We start from the raw sequence: 17,161 nt of genomic DNA on the forward strand, positions 1-17,161 counted from the left end.
TCTATGGTACCTGAAATTGGAAATATTGCGCTGACGCTTGCGCTAGTGCTCTCTATATTATTGGCCGTTTATCCGCTATGGGGGGCTCACCGTCAGCACGAAGCGTTAATGGCAACCGCCAAACCACTGGCAATTGGCTTATTCACCTTCACGCTTATTGCCTACGTGTGTTTAACGTACGCGTTTGTTACTGACGATTTTAGTGTGGCCTACGTTGCGCAACACTCAAATAGCCGATTGCCCATTTACTATAAGATTACTGCTGTTTGGGGCGGTCATGAAGGCTCTTTCCTACTGTGGGTATTGATGCTTTCAATCTGGACCGTGGCAGTAGCAATATTCAGTAAGGGGATACCTCTTGCCATGGTCGCTAGAGTACTGTCGGTATTGGGCATGGTAGGCATTGGTTTTTACTTATTTATGCTGCTTACCTCAAACCCCTTTGACAGCATGCTACCGTTTTTCCCGGTCGACGGGCGAGATCTTAATCCGCTGCTGCAAGATTTTGGTATGATTATTCATCCGCCTATGCTCTATATGGGGTACGTAGGCTTTTCTGTTGCCTTTGCGTTCGCTATTTCTGCGTTAATTTCGGGGCAACTAGATTCGACATGGGCGCGGTGGTCTCGTCCTTGGGTGATTGCAGCGTGGGCCTTTTTAACCGTGGGAATTGCCCTAGGTAGCTGGTGGGCATATTACGAACTCGGCTGGGGCGGCTGGTGGTTTTGGGACCCGGTAGAAAATGCATCGTTTATGCCATGGCTTGTAGGCACGGCGCTCATGCATTCGCTGGCAGTGACCGAAAAGCGAAAAGCGTTTAAATCATGGACAGTGCTGCTTGCTATTGCTGCATTTAGTTTGAGTTTACTAGGCACTTTCTTAGTACGTTCCGGAGTTATTGTTTCGGTGCACTCTTTTGCAAGCGATCCTACTCGAGGCTTGTTCATCTTGGGCATATTGATTGTACTTAGCGGTTTTGGGTTGCTGCTTTATGCCATGCGTGCAGCCTCGCTTAAAAGCCCTGGGCGCTACCAAGCGTTTTCTCGAGAAGTGCTGTTAATGGGCAACAATGTCTTTCTGTGCGCAGCAACATTAGTTGTTCTTCTCGGTACGCTACTGCCCCTTGTTCACAAAGAGTTAGGCTTAGGCAGTATTTCTGTAGGCGCGCCGTTCTTTAACCAAATGTTTACGCTTCTCATTGTGCCTTTTGTATTAATGCTGGGTTTAGGTCCACTAACGCGCTGGAAACAGCAAAAAGCCAGCGAACTGCAAAAACAACTATTGGTCGCAGGCGGTATTGCACTAAGTGCAGGTGTACTAGTGAACTTTGCTTACGACGAACCCACTTACATGGGGGTACTGGGCATGGTGCTGGTTTTCTGGATCCTCGTCACCACGGTACAAGAGGTAATGCAGCGCTTAGCGGCTATGCCTTCGTCGAACACCGAGAATGCATCAGTAATAGCTAAACTTCGCAAGCTTACGCCAAGTCACTGGGGCATGGTGCTAGGCCATGTGGGCTTTGCTATCTGTATTATTGGCATTACGCTGGTTTCCAATTATGAACTTGAGCGCGACGTACGTATGGATATCGGCGATACCGTCTCGCTGGGTGGCTATGACTTTAGCTTTAGAGATGTACGGAAGGTGGAAGGTCCGAATTTTAATGCAGATAAAGGCATATTCGATGTTTATAAAAATGGTGAAATGATAGCGCATCTAGAGCCAGAGAAACGTTTGTACATTGTGCAGCGCATGCCCATGACAGAAGCGGCCATCCACTCAAACTTGGCGCGTGATCTATTCATTGCCATGGGCGAGCCGTTAGACAATGGCGCATGGGCTATTCGTATTTACATTAAACCGTTTGTTATCTGGCTATGGGCGGGTGCGGTTGTTATGGCGATAGGCGGTATTTTTTCTATTAGTGATAAGCGCTACCGCATGGCGAAAGTGAAAAAGTTGAAACGTGTACTTGGCAGTAAATCTGTAGCTTCAACAGGTACACCAAATACCCACGCCTCTGCCGTGTCACGAGTATCCACAAAAGGAGATGCATAATGAAAAAAACGTCGTTGGTGGCTATTCCAATCGTGCTCTTTTCGTTGCTAGTCATTTTTCTTTTTAAAGGGCTTTTTTCCGACCCGCGTGAATTAGATTCGCAGGTTAAGGATAAAACGTTACCGGCCTTCTCGCTGCCAGATTTAATGCAGCCGGACGTGACATATACACCAGAAGATTTAAAAGGGCAGGTTACTATCTTAAACGTGTGGGGCGTATGGTGTGTAACCTGCGCGGTTGAAATGCCGTATCTAACACAGCTTAAAAATGAGCAAGATGTGCATATAGTCGGTTTGTATTTCGATCAGGATTTAGACCCAGATTTCGGTACAAAAACGTTGAGCCGTGTTCAGCAAGAAGTGACTGAAATGCTAAGTCGCTACGGGAATCCTTATGCCTATAATATTTTTGATGTATATCGCGATACGTCGTTAGACTTAGGCGTGACCGGCGCACCAGAGCATTTTGTGATTGATGCTAATGGCGTTATACGCATGCATCATATTGGCGATATTAACGAGCGCGTTTGGAACACAAAAGTTGGCCCCCTTTATAATAAGTTGGTGGCACAAGCGGCCAAAACACAAGGTGCAGATGCGCACACAGAGGTAAACGCGGTAATGAGCGATGATAAAAGCGCTCAGGGAGGGCTGCAATGAAACTACTCCCCGCCGTATCTTATATATCCCCCCAATATACTGGCGTTAACAGGCTAAAAAACGGATTTGGCCTGGCAACACTTGCGCTTTCTATGGTGACGCTGTTATGGGTAATAACAGCATTTTCCGCCCATGCTGCCCAAGATAAATTCTCATTTGAAAGCCCAGAACAGCGAGAGAGCTTTTTACGGCTAACTGCTGAACTACGCTGCCCTATGTGTCAAAACCAAAACATTGCGGACAGCGATGCCATGATTGCTCACGATATGCGCCGTAAGGTGTATTCGCTATTAAAGCAGGGCAAAACAGAGCAAGAGGTAATAGCGTTTATGAAGTCGCGCTACGGTGATTTCGTACACTATCAGCCGCCGGTGACAGCGGCTACGCTTTGGCTGTGGGCTGGCCCTGTATTGTTTATTTTTATTGCCTTAATTGTGGTAGTGCGCCGCAAATCAGTCACGCCACCAGAAGATATGGCTGCCAAATTGGCTAAAGCAGATGAAATGTTGGAGCGAGAGAAAGAATGAGTTGGTCTGAGTTTTATATTATTGTTTCAGGCTTAATTACGCTTGTTCTTCTCATTATTGCCTTCCCTTGGCTGCGCAGTAAAAACCACGCAAAGCAAGACAGTTTAAGTAATACGCAAATTGTAAAGCAGCGCTTAGTTGAGCTCGAGCGCGAAGTGCAAGAGGGGCTTATCAGCGAGCACGATAAACGACAGGCTGTAGACGAGCTTAAGTTAGCCTTGGTCGATGAAAGCGCTTTTGAATCGCATAAAACAGGCAATGCCAAATTACCGTTGGCAATAGGCGGCGTGTTAGCGCTAGTTTGCGGTATTGTAGTGTATGCTCAGGTTAATCAGGTGGGGCGCGTGGCTAAAGCGCAGCAGGCTATCGACGCTTTGCCAGAGTTAAGTCAGCAGCTTGCCAGTGGTAATGCCAATAACCTCACCCAGGAAGATATAGCAAGTCTGGCACTGGCTATTCGCCAACGTCTTCGCGAGGAGCCTCAGGATGATACCGGCTGGATGTACTTTGGCAGATTGATGCTGAGTATAGGGCAAGAGGTGCAAGCTATAGAGGCAATCGATAAAGCGGTAAGCTTATCACCATCAAATTCCGCTAATCGTATCACGCTTGCGCAAGCGTTAATGACTACCGGCGATGTAAATAACCTTGAACGAGCACAATCTATCTTATTAGGCTTGCTACAAGATACACCGCAAAACGATAATCTCGCGCTTATGATGGCCGTGGTATCTGCTCAGCTCGGAGATTTGGACAACACGCGGCGCTTTTATCAACAAGTAGAGGGCAAGCTTCCTTCTGACAGCGATATGGCGCAGCGCTTGAGCGCCCGCATTAAGGAACTCGAAGGCAATTCCAGTGAAATGGTGTTGCTTCAAACTGCTGGAACAGTGCAAAAGCAGCCAAGTGTTAACAATGATGGCAATGCCATTGAAACGGGCTTTGACGTGACGGTGAGTTTGTCTAAAGAAGCGGATGCAAACGCACCTAAAGCGGGCTTTTTAATTGTGTTCGCACAAGACGCAAATTCAGACAATAAAATGCCGGCAGCTGTGGTGAAATTACCCATTGAAGATTTCCCGATCTCTGTATCGTTAACGACTGATAATGCCATGATGCCCCAGTTTACTCTTGCTACACTCTCTGAGGTTGTAATAACCGCTAGGCTATCTAAAGATGGTAATGTGGCAGTATCTGAAGGGGAATGGCAGGGAAGCACAGAAGCAACGGTTGTGGCTAACGAACTCTCTTCATTAAGCGTTATTATTAATAAGGAATTATAAGTATGGATTTGTCAAAATCACTCATCGCTGGGTTGATTATTGCCACGAGCTTCTTAGGCGGTTGTGCGAGTAATAGCGCGCAAGAACAAGCTGATGTAGCTAGAACTAACAGCGCTGCTGTTGATACATCCGACCCCCGTGATCCATTTGAACCGGTAAACCGCAAGTTATGGGATTTTAACTGGGATGTGTTAGATGCCTATATTTTGCGCCCCGTTACCGTTACCTATGTAACGGTAATGCCTCAGGCCGCACGTACGGGCTTAGTAAATATTACGGATAACCTGCAAGAACCCGCGAACTTCCTAAACAACATGTTTCAAGGAAAGGTAGATGACGGCTTAGACAGCCTGGCACGGTTCCTTATCAATACAACCGTTGGGTTAGTCGGCACCTTTGATGTGGCGAGCAAAATAGGTATTGAGCGCAAAGAAGAGCAGTTTGGAGAAACCCTGGCCGTATGGGGGCTAGATACGGGTCCTTTCTTGATGCTGCCATTTTTAGGCCCCAGCGACCCTCGCAGCTTTACCGGTGACTATGTCGACGGCTTCGCGTTTCCTATGTCGCTGCTTGAGGGCTCTGTAAACCTAGCGCGTATCGGAATATCGGTACTTGAAACAAGAGCGCAGTTGTTAGATCAAGAAGCGCAGTTAGAGCAGTCGATAGATGACTATGCGTTTGTAAAAAATGCCTATTTTGAAAACCTAGAGTTTCGTGTTACCGATGGTAAGAGCGGTGATAAAGCCATAGATGATGAGCAATTAGATGACTTTGCTGATTTTGAAGCGATGCTGGAGGGCGGCGATTTTGACGACTATGATGGGGCAACTGAAGACGTTGATGAAGCCTCGCTTATAGAAGACAAGCCAACCGAAAAGTCAAAGGCTGAAGACAAGTCTGAGGATGGCAACGAGTAATTCGGGTGCGAGAAAGTGTCAACGAACCCAAAGCGCGCAAATCTGTATTTATAAAAAAACGCTATGCAATTGCATAGCGTTTTTTTTATATTCTTTCACGTATAACTAGCGTTTAAGGTCTTGTGCATAAGAGCACATCTGGTCGCTCAAAAACTAGTCTTTAGGGTAGCCCATAGGGTTTTGTGACTGCCAATTCCACGTATCGGCGCACATGTCTTCCAGCCCTTTTTCTGCATGCCAGCTAAGTTCTGTAGCCGCTTTCGTCGGGTCGGCATAACACGCCGCTACATCACCGCTTCTGCGAGGCGCAATTTTGTATGGAATAGTTTTACCTGAGCCTTTCTCAAAGGCTTTAACCATTTCAATTACAGAATAGCCTTGGCCTGTACCTAGATTATATTTATCTAGCCCCATGTTTAAGCTAAGGCGGTCGAGTGCTTTTAAGTGACCATTGGCCAAGTCTACTACATGGATATAGTCGCGAACGCCGGTGCCATCCACGGTATCGTAATCATCACCGAATACGCTAAGTTGCTCTAGCTTACCTGTGGCTACCTGTGAAATGTAGGGCATCAAGTTGTTTGGAATGCCGTTAGGATCTTCACCAATTTGCCCAGATTCATGGGCACCTACCGGGTTGAAGTAGCGAAGCAACACAATATTCCATTCATTGTCTGAAGCATATAAATCGCTAAGCATGTGCTCAACCATTAATTTAGACATACCGTAAGGGTTCGTTGGTTGCCCGGTTGCCATGTCTTCGCGCAATGGTAACGATGCAGGGTCGCCGTAAACTGTCGCAGAAGAGCTAAAAACAATGTTCTTAACGTTATGCTTTTGCATTGCTTTACATAGCGTAAGCGTACCGTACACGTTGTTTTCGTAGTACGAAAGCGGCTTTTGTACCGATTCACCCACAGCTTTTAACCCGGCGAAGTGAATGACCGCTGAGATACTGTGTTCACTGAAAATATCATCAAGCACGGCGGTATCGCGGATGTCGCCTTGAACGAAAGTTACCGACTTGCCCGTTAATGCTTCTACTCGGCGAAGTGATTCTGCACTTGCATTGGCGAGGTTGTCTAAAACAACAACACCATATTCTTGTTCAAGTAATTGTAATACCGTGTGACTACCGATGTAGCCTGCACCACCAGTGACTAGGATGGTTTTCATGCATTCTCCTTGCTAGACGGTTGCGCGATGTACTTCGCGCTTATGGAATATTGAATAGGTTTTATAACCAATGGATAGAGTAAAAATACCACAAAAGCCCACAGTAACGAGGTCCAATTTGAGGCGGTTTGTAGGATCAGCGCAAATACGGGCACAATAACCAGCAATTTAAGTACGTTTAGCAGGGTTTTCTCGGGAACAGTAAGTCGCTTAGAGGCTTCATCAAGACGTTTAACTCGCTCAGTAAGTGAAAGGCCTTGTAGGGCCGGAATGTCTCTTGTAGAAAAATAAAACTTCATAGGTTTACTCAAAGCCCTTAATAAAAAACCGCCGGAACGTAACGTTGCGGCGGTTATTGTAGAAGAATTGGTTAGCACTTAAAACATGCTAACAATAAATTACGCTTTTTCTTCAATGCCTGCTTTTTCCCAGAAACGAGATTTAAAGCTCATCAAGCCAATCACTATAGCGATCGCGATGCTAAACAAGGCAATTTGAAGGTACAGGTCCGGCATTTGCTCTACTTTCTCTGGGTCGAAGTTCCCTGAAAGCAGGCCAGCAATGATGTTACCAATAGAGTAGGTCAGTACGAATACCCCCATCATTTGCCCTGCGAAACGCTTCGGCGAAAGTTTACTTACTGCACTAAGTGCAACTGGGCTTAAGCAAAGCTCACCAACCGTGTGTAGAAAGTAAGTCGTAACTAGCCACATAGGCGCTACTTTAAGGCCTTGAGCTGCGTATTGCGACGCCATAAACATCACCAAGAAGCCCGATGCCATAATAACGATACCCACTGCACATTTGATGGTGTAAGACGGGTCTATCATTCGCTTGGCGAGGTTTATCCAAAGGGCAGCGAAAAAAGGCGACAAAATGATAATGAACAGTGAGTTTGAGAGCTGGAACCATACGGTTGGAATAGCGTCCATCCCAAACCATGAGGTTAATAATGACCCGCTTTCAAGAACGCGATCAGTATAGTTTTGCGCAAATAGGTTAAGTGAAGAGCCTGCTTGTTCAAAACCAGACCAGAAGCACGCCGATGCAACACACACTAAAAACAGTGCCCACATGCGTTTTTTCTCGTTATCACTGAGTTGGCCTTTGAAATAAATAAACCCGAAGTAAAGGAAGAAAATAACAGTAAAGACCACCGCGACTTGCTGAGCAAGTGCCACTGGTTCAATAACAATGGTGCCCATATGTGCCAGTACAATTACTGCAGCAGCAATGGCTAAGACGCCATATACGCCCATCCACGCGCGTTGTCTAGCTGCGCCTTGGTATGGGTTTGCCGGCGCAACAGAGTCTGGTGACAGTGAGCGGTTGCTAAAGTAATACTGAATAAGACCGATCGCCATACCAATAGCGGCTGCGCCAAAGGCATAGTGCCAGCCCCAGTTTTCCTGAAGATAGCCTGTAACAAGGTAGGCGATAAGTGAGCCAATGTTGATACCCATGTAGTACAGAGCATAGCCACTATCACGGCGTCCATCGTCGTCACCGTATTGTTGACCAACCATGGCAGAAATATTGGGTTTAAGTAAGCCTGTACCTGAAGCTACAAGAATAAGGCCCACGAAGAACAGGTTTTGCAAGTCAATGGCAAGCACTACGTGGCCCGCGAAGATGATAATTCCACCGTACCACACCGCCTTTTTCCCGCCAATCAAGCGGTCAGCTAGCCAACCGCCGGGTAACCCTAAAAAGTATACCGCACCGGTGTAGAGACCGTAAATTGCCCCTGCTGTTGCCACAGTAAAACCCAAACCTTGGGTTTGTAAGCTTGCAGTCATAAAAAGAACAAGTAGCGCGCGCATGCCGTAGTAGCTCATGCGCTCCCACATTTCGGTAAAGAATAGCGTTCTCAGGCCCCCTGGATGGCCAAAAAAGCTCGTATCGTTAGATGGTTTCATAATTATATTTTAATTCCATATTGCTTATGGTTGTTATTGTAGAGCGCTTATAGGATAGGCTCTTTGATAGTAGTCCGTAAGGCGGATAGCTTCTTATACTAGAGCTTGCTTCAAGACACAAGATTTGGGCGATAAACTTCATTAAAGCAGTGTCAATCGGCTACGTCTTAAACTACGTAGCCGATTGACCTTTTCGCTATTAAGGTACTAACGTGAGGTGCTAAAGTTCGCGGATAGTGGCAACCACAATTCGCACAATACCGTAAATAAGCAGTAGCGAAACACCGAACAAAACAAGGTTATAAATAACCGTGGGATAAGCGTTGTCGTCTGGCAGCGTAGGTGACTCCACCGTTACCAAGTGCTGAAGCTTTTGATACGCCTCTACTCGTGCATTCTCTAAGGTGATTAATGACGACGAATAGGCTTGTATAGCAAGCTGTAATTGAACCTGAAGGTTGCTGTATTGCGCCATCAATTCGCTTACTGATAGGGCCTCACTTTCCCCCTCTGCAGTACTAATTCGCTCTTTTTGCTTTTCTACTTCTTTTTGAAGTGCGGCAATTTCGCGTTTGATGTTTATCACTTCAGGGGCCACGTTAGACATCATGGTTGACATCGTACTTAGCTCGGCCTTTTTCTGTGCAAGCGTAGCTTGAAGAGAAAATGCGATTTGCTGAAAAGCTGCGCCTTCTGCAGACGGATCAAGTACATTGTATTTAGATTGAAAACTTAAAATCTCGGTCTTAGCCTGTTGAAGCTTTTGCTCAACAATTTCGTGTTCACCTTTGGCAAAGGTCAATTTTGACTTAGCGAGATCGTTATTGATGTTGTTGATGAACTCTTCCGCTTTATCGACAATCGCTTGGTTTATGATTTTTGCATATTCAGCATCGAAAGCCCGTGTACGCAAGCTAATTACAGACGACGCGGAATCTACGCTCACTTCAATATGGTCGAGATAAAACTTGTAAAAATCTTCCTGTTTATGCGAAGACGAAAGGCCACTAAACATATCAGCTTTATCAGACATGTAGTGTTCTCTAAGTCCAATGGTTTCATCGAGGTACTTAATCATATCCGCAGACTGTATGTAGGCTTCGACAAGTTGACTTTCAGTGCCACCTGAAGCGCCAGAAACACCGGCGGCCATTAGCAAGGACGACGGGTCGAAACTGCTGCCTCCATCACTTGATTTAATGATAAGTTGGCTATGGCTTTCGTATTGAGGCGCCGCCCATAGAACAAGATACAATGCATAGAGTACCCAAGGAAGTACAAGGATAAGTGCTTTGTTCTTGCTAAGAAGGGCATTGAGCTGTGTAAGAGATTTTTCCACTGTGATTGAACCTATTTGAGTGATTTCTTATTGTCTGCATCCTGCGTGTAAACGTCGATGCCTTCTTCGAGATCGTGATAATAAGTGAGATTGCCATCATCAATGATGACGGCCGAAGTGCAGAACTCTCGTATCTGATCGAGTTCGTGGCTCACCATAATAACCCCAGCCTGTTCACTTTTTTCTTTAAGTGACAAGCGAGCCTTTTTTCTGAAAAGCGGGTCACCAACGGATGTCGCTTCATCTATCAGGTAAATATCGAAATTGATATTCATGCAGCAAGCGAAAACAAGTTTTGCGCGCATACCTGAGGAATAAGTGCGCACAGGTAGATCAAAGCGTTTGCCTAACTCTGCAAACTCCTGCACTTTTTCTTCATATTCGGGGAGTGAAGCCACATTATTAATTCGGCCAACAAAGCGGGTGTTTTCACGCCCTGTCATCTGCGGATGTACGCCAGTTTGAAGCGCAACCGGCCACGACATAGATTTGTTGGTTAAAACTCGGCCTCTATCGGGGTATTCGCTTTTCGCAAGCATGCGGAAAAGGGTGGATTTACCCGCCCCGTTCTTACCTAAAATGGCGACATTGTTTTCCGTAGGGAAATCAAAGTTTAGATTTTTAAAAATATATTGAGGCCCCATTTTACTGGGGTAGCTCTTGGTTAAATTCTCAATTCTAATCATCGAGATAACACCTTCTTCCAGGTGATGTGGTACATCGAAAGGCTTAGGAAAAGGAAAACGATTGTAATTTCAATAAGAAAGTTTAACGACACGCCCTTAGTACCATACGACTCAAAGCAGGCATAACGGGCCAATTCGTTAAAGTGGACCAGCGGGTTCCATGTCAAATAAGGCCAGTACTCCTCTGGTAAATCTTGAAGGCTGAAGAATACACAGGATATGAACATCAAAGGTCTTGTAAGCATGGATTTAATTTTATCCACTTCAGGTACAAACGCTGCTGCAATGGCAAAAATAAGCCCGATAGATATGGAAAATACCCAAAGTAAAAGAAATAACGAAATTAAAAGTAGAGGGTCATTAACTTCAAAGGTCTCGCCCATAAGATATAACGCAAGGCTCAACAGTGCTACAACGACAACCTTGATTGAAAACTCTAAAAAGCCGGCAGTGAGTACCGCTGATATGGGCTGTACTTGCCTAAACGCATAAAGAGGTTTATTCCGACGGACCGACGTCGATACAGACTGTAGACAGGTAGTTAAAGACTGAAGACCCACCATACCAATCATCATAAAGAGAAAAAGAGGGATGGAGTGGATGTCATCACCGCTTATTAATCCTCTAAGATACGACAGTGCGAAAATGAAGGCAAAAGGCTCTAAAAAAGCCCATCCCAGCCCAAACTTGTCGTTGAATTTACTTTGAAGCTCACGCAGGAAAAGCGCGAAAATCACGCCTCTCCATGCATATAGCTGGTCTTTAAAGGTTACCATGTTTAATCAGTAGCTACGTTAGCTGCAATCGCAATTTGATAAACGATTTGGGTAATGTCTTTAACCGCTTGCAAAATCTTCGTATCGATAGCAGGTAACACAATGATCTGATCGCCAGGCTCAAGTTTACTATCATTGCTTGATAAGAATGAATCGTTCACGCTAGTAAAGGTAACGTTACCGTTTTTACGAACGATAAGAATACGTTCATCTTCAGCCCGCTCGGTAAAGCCACCAGCCCATGCAACGTAGTCTTCTGTGGTTGCATCTGGGTTAAACACGACAGACTGCGGAAGCAGTACTTCTCCGCCCACGTGTATCAGGTCGGTGACTTCTGGAATAACGATCGTGTCATTAGGCTCAAGAAGAATGTTAGCAATCTCGCCATTTTCAGATACCACCACTCTGCCTTGAGGCTCAACTTGTCGTGCGCGGGTGATAAAGTCAGCCACAAGTTGTGCTTCTTGGGCGCGAATCGCCCCTTCACCAGTTGAACTAATTGGCGCCGTGTACATGCTTCGCTCTAGGCGTTGTAGGCCTTCTTCGATAATCTCTTTTTGTTTTACCGCTACGCTTTCTCTTAAAAGGTAGATATTTTGTGTATCAGAAAGGGTGGTATCAGCTTCGATGTGGTCGAGTACGTCAATGAGTCTCGCGCCTTTATCCACCATTACTTGAGAGGCCCCCGCGAAAGCACCTGCTACATTAATGCGGTAAATTTGAGGTTCGTGATCGGCAATATACTCAACAGTGTCGCCGGCGCTTAGCTTAAGCGACGAAAACTCTTCCACGCTCAAGTAGCGTGCAAATTGCTTGTTGTTGCGAATTCCTGAAACCGAAGCATGAGAAGCAAACTCACCAGGGCGTGCAAAGTAATTAACTACACCACCGTTAAGCTCTTCGTTTAAAAACTCGAAAGTAAAACTATTTCGCGCGCCGGTTTCAACCACAATAGTGTTGCCAATAGGGTGCACTAAAATGGTATCGCCGTCCTTAAAAGAAATTTCAGGCAGCTTTCCGCTTCTAAAAAAGGCGTACAAATCTGCTGAGGCCACGACTTTGCCGTTTCGTACAATGTCGATTTGTCTAAAACTACCCCGTTGAAAGTCAATTCCGCCAGCGCGCTTTAAATAGTACAAAACGCTATCTGAAGCTAGGCCTGCATATTGACCTGGTCTTAGCACTGGGCCTGATACGTAAAGCGATACCGGTGTTGACGTTAAAAGGTTTACGTAAACATTGACGTCGTTGGTGTAAACTTGGCGGATTTTGCCGGTTACGGTTTGGTTGACGCTGCCTGCGGGTGTATTTGCTATGCGTATAGGACCAATATTGGGAATAAAAATGTTACCTTGATTATCCACGGTAACAACATCTGAAAAGTTTACAGCACCCCAAAGCCAAATTGAGATTTTATCGCCAGGGGCAATCAAGTAATTGTCGTTTAATCCCGAGCTGCGCTCAGACTCGAAGCCACCGATAAATAAGTTAGCCGCAAAAGGCGGGTTTTCCATAGGCGCTTGCGCTGGGAAAACAGTATCGATAGTGGGTTCGCCCGGCAGGTTTACTCCGTTTCTAGGCTGCGTAGAAAACTGACCCATCGTATTGGCTGAAGCTGAAGCACCGGGCAACGTACGCTGGGTTGAAATGCTTAAAGGAGAGACCGACGGGGTAGCTGCACCGCTTTGCGATTGCTGTGCCCGCTCTCTTAATTGCTGTAATTGCTCGACGCTTTGCGCAGACGCAGTGTTAACAAATGCACTGCAAACAGCCACCGCGTAAGCGGCGAAAGTTAGCGCCTTAAAAGAGTTTTTGATGTTCATAAACTTCATTGAATTATTCACCTTGCGCTGTTGCAGAGGCGACCAAAGGTGAGATGACTCGCCATTGGCCATCACGTTGACAGGTCGTTACTTTGCGCTGCGCGCCTGAAGGTGTGGTTTCACCGTCTTGTAAAGAAAACCGGATACATTTATTCCCAGTTGCCGAAATATAATGCTTTATTGCTTTATAATCGTAGCCGTTAAAGCGTATTGAAAACGATTCTTTGGTATCGTGATAAAGATTGGCTTTTGGAATATTTATTGCAAGCTCTTTATCTGGTGCAAGAGAATAAGCAAGTGAAGAATGCACCAGGGGTATGTCAGCTTTGGTAACTGTAGGTGAGTTTGTGCACCCAGCTGCGCTTATCGTCAGCGCGAATGGCAAAATTAATCGTGTGAATTGTTTGAACATTAGCTTTCATATCCATATAGCAATTTCGCGCTAGGATAACATAAGTTTTAAAAAAAGCATGTTTGCTATCGCGCTAGCAGTGTCGTTTGAGCCATCTGAATGACAGTGAGCAGCGCAGCAAGTTCAAAAATGAGAACAAATGTTATCAAAGAAAGGAATAAAGAGAGTTGTGAGTCGTTATAACTTCTAAGATTGTTAACATCACGGTGCGGTTTAACGGGTTATCTAAGTTATTTTGCCAGCTTCTCTATTACAAGATGGGTTTTAACATGTTATTTTTGCGATTAGGGTGGTTACTTAAACGAATGTTTTATATTATATCGGGGTTTTCTATCCGCATAATCATATTAAAAAGCCCTCATCGCGCTGGAAAAAATGGAAGTTGTAAAAAAATGGAAGCGACATTTAGTTTGTTTACCAAGTTTGTATGTGCACTGGCTATCAAAGAAGCGAGAAACGTTTCTCTAGCTGGTGACGAGAGGTTGTGTGTTTTATGCTAGCGTATTTGCAGTTCGTCCCGCTTTTTACTGCATTTTTTGTTGCCCTCATTCTGTTAGTGGTGATGACCCCATTGGCGCATCAGTTTGGTCTCGTTGACCAGCCTTCAGCGCGAAAACGCCATGCCGGAATCGTTCCATTAACCGGCGGTGTTGCGATTTTTATGGCAGTCCTTGTTGCCAGTGTTGCCACTGATGTATGGATGAAAAATAACCCGCTGTTTTTCACCGCTTCTGCTTTTATTGTGCTACTTGGCATGTTGGACGACCGTTTTGATTTAAGTGCCAAAGGGCGTTTAATGTGTCAGTTCGGTGTGGCTGCTATCATGGCGTGGAGTGCGCAGAATTACATTACATCGTTAGGCAATATCTTTGGTACAGGCGAGGTAATGCTTGACCTAGGCGGCTACTTTTTCACTATTATTTGCGTTGTGGGCGTTATCAATGCGTTCAATATGATTGATGGTATTGACGGCCTAGCCGGCGGAATGAGTTTAGTGATATTGCTCACTGTTGCTGGCTTTTTAACGTTTACGGGCCACGGCGCATCGGTTATGGAGCCACTGATTATAGTAGCGGCTATCGTCCCCTTTCTTGCTTTCAATTTAAGTTGGAAAGGCTTTAAAGGTAATAAAATATTCATGGGCGATGCGGGAAGTATGTTTGTAGGCTTGACCATCGTTTGGTTGCTTGTTGACCACACGCAAGGTGAGACGGCAGCGTTCAGGCCTATTACTGCGGTATGGCTAGTGGGTCTCCCTCTTATGGATATGGCTGCTATCATGTATCGTCGCGCGCGCAAGGGGCAGTCTATGCTAAAGCCCGATAGACAACACCTTCATAATATCTTTATGCGCGCTGGGCTAAGTAGCAGAAAGTCGTTGGTCGCCATCCTATGCTTAGGTGCGTGCTATTGCCTGATTGGTATCCTCGGCGAGGTCTATCAAGTGCCAGAGGCCGTAATGTTCTGGGGCTTTATGGGCTTGCTCGTTATTTACAGCCTAGTCATTCAGCATATATGGAGTGTATTGCGCTTCGTTAAGCGCTTAACATCATAGTTTAAGTAAAACCATAGCAGGCTGCATAAAATCTCTGTAACATACCGACCAATAAAAGCGCACTTATGAGCGCTTTTATTTTCTTTGTTACTTATTTTTCTGGTAAAAACTCTTGATAAATCAATTCTCTATTCTTCACGATAAAAACAAAAAACAGCATGTTGAATCGATTGTTGCGATGGCGGTTTATCAAGCTGACAATGCAAAATGGCTTCGTGAAGCGATAGACAGTATTACAAAACAAACCTATATCAATTTCTTATTTGTTATCGTCATTGATGGCCCGGTACCACAAGCCATTTCAGGGGTGCTCAATGATGCAGTAAAGCGTGACGATAGAATTATTCTTACGCAAAACAGCCATAACATTGGTTTAGCAAGTTGTATGAATGCTGTGATCGATTTTTCTATGCAGTTCAAACCTACTTTTTTTGTAAGAATGGACGCTGATGATATATCAGAAGAACACAGGCTATTACGCCAAATAACCTACCTTAAAAGGCATAGCAATATATCTGTGCTGGGGTCAGCCCTAACTGAAATAAATGAAAGTGGGTTCAAGGTAGGGGCACGAGTTATGCCAGCGTCTCACAAACAAATCGTGCGTATTCTTCCACGCAGGTGCTCACTTAACCATCCTACCGTAGTTATTCGCTATAACGTTTTCAACGATGGTCATCGCTATAACGGGGACCTACTCAACACGCAAGATTACTTTTTTTGGATCACGCTCGCGTCGAAGGGATATATATTTAGAAACCTTAAAGATAGGTTGTTAAAGTTCAGACGCGTAAACAACTTTTATAAGCGCCGCGGCCTAAGTAAGTCTTTAAACGAGTTTAAAGCTCGCGTGTACGCTATTACCAAGCTAAAGCAATTTTCCCCCTATAACTTTTTCTATGCTTGTGGCGTACTTTCATTGCGTCTAATGCCGGGTAAAATCGTTAAATTAGCCTACAAGCTTGATAGGCATTTGTTAGAGAGGTTTGGTAAGCATTGACTACTGGCGTTGTCGTAATATTATTTAACCCAGATGTTGAGCACGTAAATGCCCTCATTAATGCGTTTACGGCGCCTGAGTGGAATATAGTATTAGTTGATAACTCGTTTGAGCGAACGCAGTACTCAGCCTCTCGCAATGTTACTTACATTCATTGCTCAAGCAACGTAGGCATAGCGCAAGCGCAAAATATCGGCTTAAAGAGGCTTTTTGATAATGATGTCGAGCATGCGTTTTTGCTCGATCAAGATAGCTTGTTTTCTCCTGACATTGCCCACGAACTGCTGAGGCAATTTCTCCAACTTGAAAAAGAGCATTCCATTGCCGCTATTGGCCCTTCTATCTACTGCCAATTTTCTGAGTGTGTTGACAAGGGCGTACTGCAAAAAGGAAAGCAAGTTTCTAATACGCTGAAAGAAGTAAAGCAAATCATAGCCTCTGGTATGTTAATTTCTCGCTATGCCTTCAACAAAGTGGGTGGAAAAGAAAGTACGCTTTTTATCGACGGCGTTGACCACGAGTGGTGTTGGCGTGCACGAGCGAAAGGAATGGTAATCTATCAATCGCTCAGTGCATGTATGCCTCATCGGCAGGGGGACGACAGAGTAAAAGTATGCGGCGTGACCTTTAAACAGGGTGCGCCCGTACGACTTTATTACCAATTTCGTAACGTACTTATTTTAGCTCGTCGGCGCTATGTACCGCTTTATTGGAAAGTTCGTCATGTTTGTGCAATACCACTTCGATATATTGTAAACCGTTATTGCTTTACGCAGGGTAAAGAGCGCGGGCGTTTTATGCGTGAAGGTATTAAAGACGGTTTTCTGCATCGAACTGGCCCAATAAGCGTTAAAGATAAGGGTAAACAGCGTTAGCTAAAAGCAACACTTTTGCAAAAAGTTGCAGACCTAACGTGAAAATTGTGCGCTATGCACTTTCACTAAATTGGTGCATTAGATATCATTTATCCCAATATTAGTGCTTTAAAACTAGGATTTAGACGGCTTTGCCCGTTTTTAATACATTAA

Annotated in this window: 16 protein-coding genes; 8 read left to right on the top strand and 8 right to left on the bottom strand. The window is 45.0% G+C overall.

The window, feature by feature from the left end:
* Positions 1-3: 3 nt before the first annotated feature.
* The 5 genes from ACTRWF_RS03855 (at position 4) to ACTRWF_RS03875 (ending at position 5,447) form a co-directional block, all read left to right on the top strand.
* A complete protein-coding gene (locus ACTRWF_RS03855) occupies positions 4-2,061 on the top strand; it encodes a heme lyase CcmF/NrfE family subunit (protein ID WP_015066379.1) in 2,058 nt (685 codons plus the stop codon).
* Complete coding sequence (locus tag ACTRWF_RS03860) at positions 2,061-2,720, top strand: redoxin family protein (protein ID WP_012517458.1); 660 nt, start codon at positions 2,061-2,063, stop codon at positions 2,718-2,720. The genes ACTRWF_RS03855 and ACTRWF_RS03860 overlap by 1 nt, the downstream gene beginning before the upstream one ends.
* 92 nt (positions 2,721-2,812) lie before the next feature.
* Positions 2,813-3,247 carry a cytochrome c-type biogenesis protein gene (locus tag ACTRWF_RS03865; protein WP_041703046.1) on the top strand — a complete coding sequence of 145 codons (435 nt, stop codon included), beginning with the start codon at positions 2,813-2,815 and terminating at the stop codon, positions 3,245-3,247.
* Positions 3,244-4,530 (top strand): c-type cytochrome biogenesis protein CcmI, encoded by a 1,287-nt coding sequence (ccmI, locus tag ACTRWF_RS03870; protein ID WP_012517460.1) that lies wholly within the window; start codon positions 3,244-3,246, stop codon positions 4,528-4,530. Before ACTRWF_RS03865 ends, ccmI begins: the two co-directional genes overlap by 4 nt.
* Positions 4,531-4,532: 2 nt before the next feature.
* Positions 4,533-5,447 carry an MlaA family lipoprotein gene (locus ACTRWF_RS03875; protein ID WP_012517461.1) on the top strand — a complete coding sequence of 305 codons (915 nt, stop codon included), beginning with the start codon at positions 4,533-4,535 and terminating at the stop codon, positions 5,445-5,447.
* 153 nt (positions 5,448-5,600) lie between these two features.
* Here the strand turns inward: ACTRWF_RS03875 and galE are convergent, their stop codons facing one another.
* The 8 genes from galE to ACTRWF_RS03915 form a co-directional block, all read right to left on the bottom strand.
* Positions 5,601-6,623, bottom strand: a complete 1,023-nt coding sequence (galE, locus tag ACTRWF_RS03880) for a UDP-glucose 4-epimerase GalE (protein ID WP_012517462.1) — start codon at positions 6,621-6,623, stop codon at positions 5,601-5,603.
* The gene (locus ACTRWF_RS03885) at positions 6,620-6,922 is read right to left on the bottom strand and encodes a DUF6170 family protein (RefSeq protein WP_012517463.1); all 303 of its coding nucleotides are present in this window, start codon (positions 6,920-6,922) and stop codon (positions 6,620-6,622) included. Before ACTRWF_RS03885 ends, galE begins: the two co-directional genes overlap by 4 nt.
* Before the next feature lie 99 nt (positions 6,923-7,021).
* Complete coding sequence (locus ACTRWF_RS03890) at positions 7,022-8,542, bottom strand: peptide MFS transporter (RefSeq protein ID WP_012517464.1); 1,521 nt, start codon at positions 8,540-8,542, stop codon at positions 7,022-7,024.
* A 220-nt stretch (positions 8,543-8,762) separates the two neighbouring features.
* Complete coding sequence (locus tag ACTRWF_RS03895) at positions 8,763-9,881, bottom strand: KpsE/RkpR family capsule polysaccharide export protein (protein ID WP_012517465.1); 1,119 nt, start codon at positions 9,879-9,881, stop codon at positions 8,763-8,765.
* An 11-nt stretch (positions 9,882-9,892) separates the two neighbouring features.
* A complete protein-coding gene (locus ACTRWF_RS03900; RefSeq protein WP_012517466.1) occupies positions 9,893-10,567 on the bottom strand; it encodes an ABC transporter ATP-binding protein in 675 nt (224 codons plus the stop codon).
* Positions 10,564-11,343: an ABC transporter permease gene (locus ACTRWF_RS03905; protein WP_012517467.1), complete on the bottom strand. Its 780-nt coding sequence runs from the start codon at positions 11,341-11,343 to the stop codon at positions 10,564-10,566. Before ACTRWF_RS03905 ends, ACTRWF_RS03900 begins: the two co-directional genes overlap by 4 nt.
* Positions 11,344-11,345: 2 nt before the next feature.
* Complete coding sequence (locus tag ACTRWF_RS03910) at positions 11,346-13,175, bottom strand: polysaccharide biosynthesis/export family protein (protein ID WP_462835151.1); 1,830 nt, start codon at positions 13,173-13,175, stop codon at positions 11,346-11,348.
* Between the two features lie 4 nt (positions 13,176-13,179).
* Positions 13,180-13,578 carry a hypothetical protein gene (locus ACTRWF_RS03915; protein ID WP_020742989.1) on the bottom strand — a complete coding sequence of 133 codons (399 nt, stop codon included), beginning with the start codon at positions 13,576-13,578 and terminating at the stop codon, positions 13,180-13,182.
* Between the two features lie 493 nt (positions 13,579-14,071).
* On the opposite strand from ACTRWF_RS03915, the gene wecA reads away from it, so the two are divergent.
* The 3 genes from wecA (at position 14,072) to ACTRWF_RS03930 (ending at position 17,008) form a co-directional block, all read left to right on the top strand.
* Positions 14,072-15,133, top strand: coding sequence for a UDP-N-acetylglucosamine--undecaprenyl-phosphate N-acetylglucosaminephosphotransferase (wecA, locus tag ACTRWF_RS03920; protein ID WP_015066387.1), 1,062 nt, complete (start codon positions 14,072-14,074; stop codon positions 15,131-15,133).
* Positions 15,134-15,245: 112 nt separating this feature from the next.
* Positions 15,246-16,133, top strand: coding sequence for a glycosyltransferase (locus ACTRWF_RS03925; protein ID WP_020742990.1), 888 nt, complete (start codon positions 15,246-15,248; stop codon positions 16,131-16,133).
* Positions 16,130-17,008: a glycosyltransferase family 2 protein gene (locus tag ACTRWF_RS03930; protein WP_020742991.1), complete on the top strand. Its 879-nt coding sequence runs from the start codon at positions 16,130-16,132 to the stop codon at positions 17,006-17,008. Before ACTRWF_RS03925 ends, ACTRWF_RS03930 begins: the two co-directional genes overlap by 4 nt.
* The last annotated feature ends 153 nt before the right edge of the window (positions 17,009-17,161 follow it).

This window comes from Alteromonas sp. G5_S2_22_S1, from assembly GCF_054968525.1.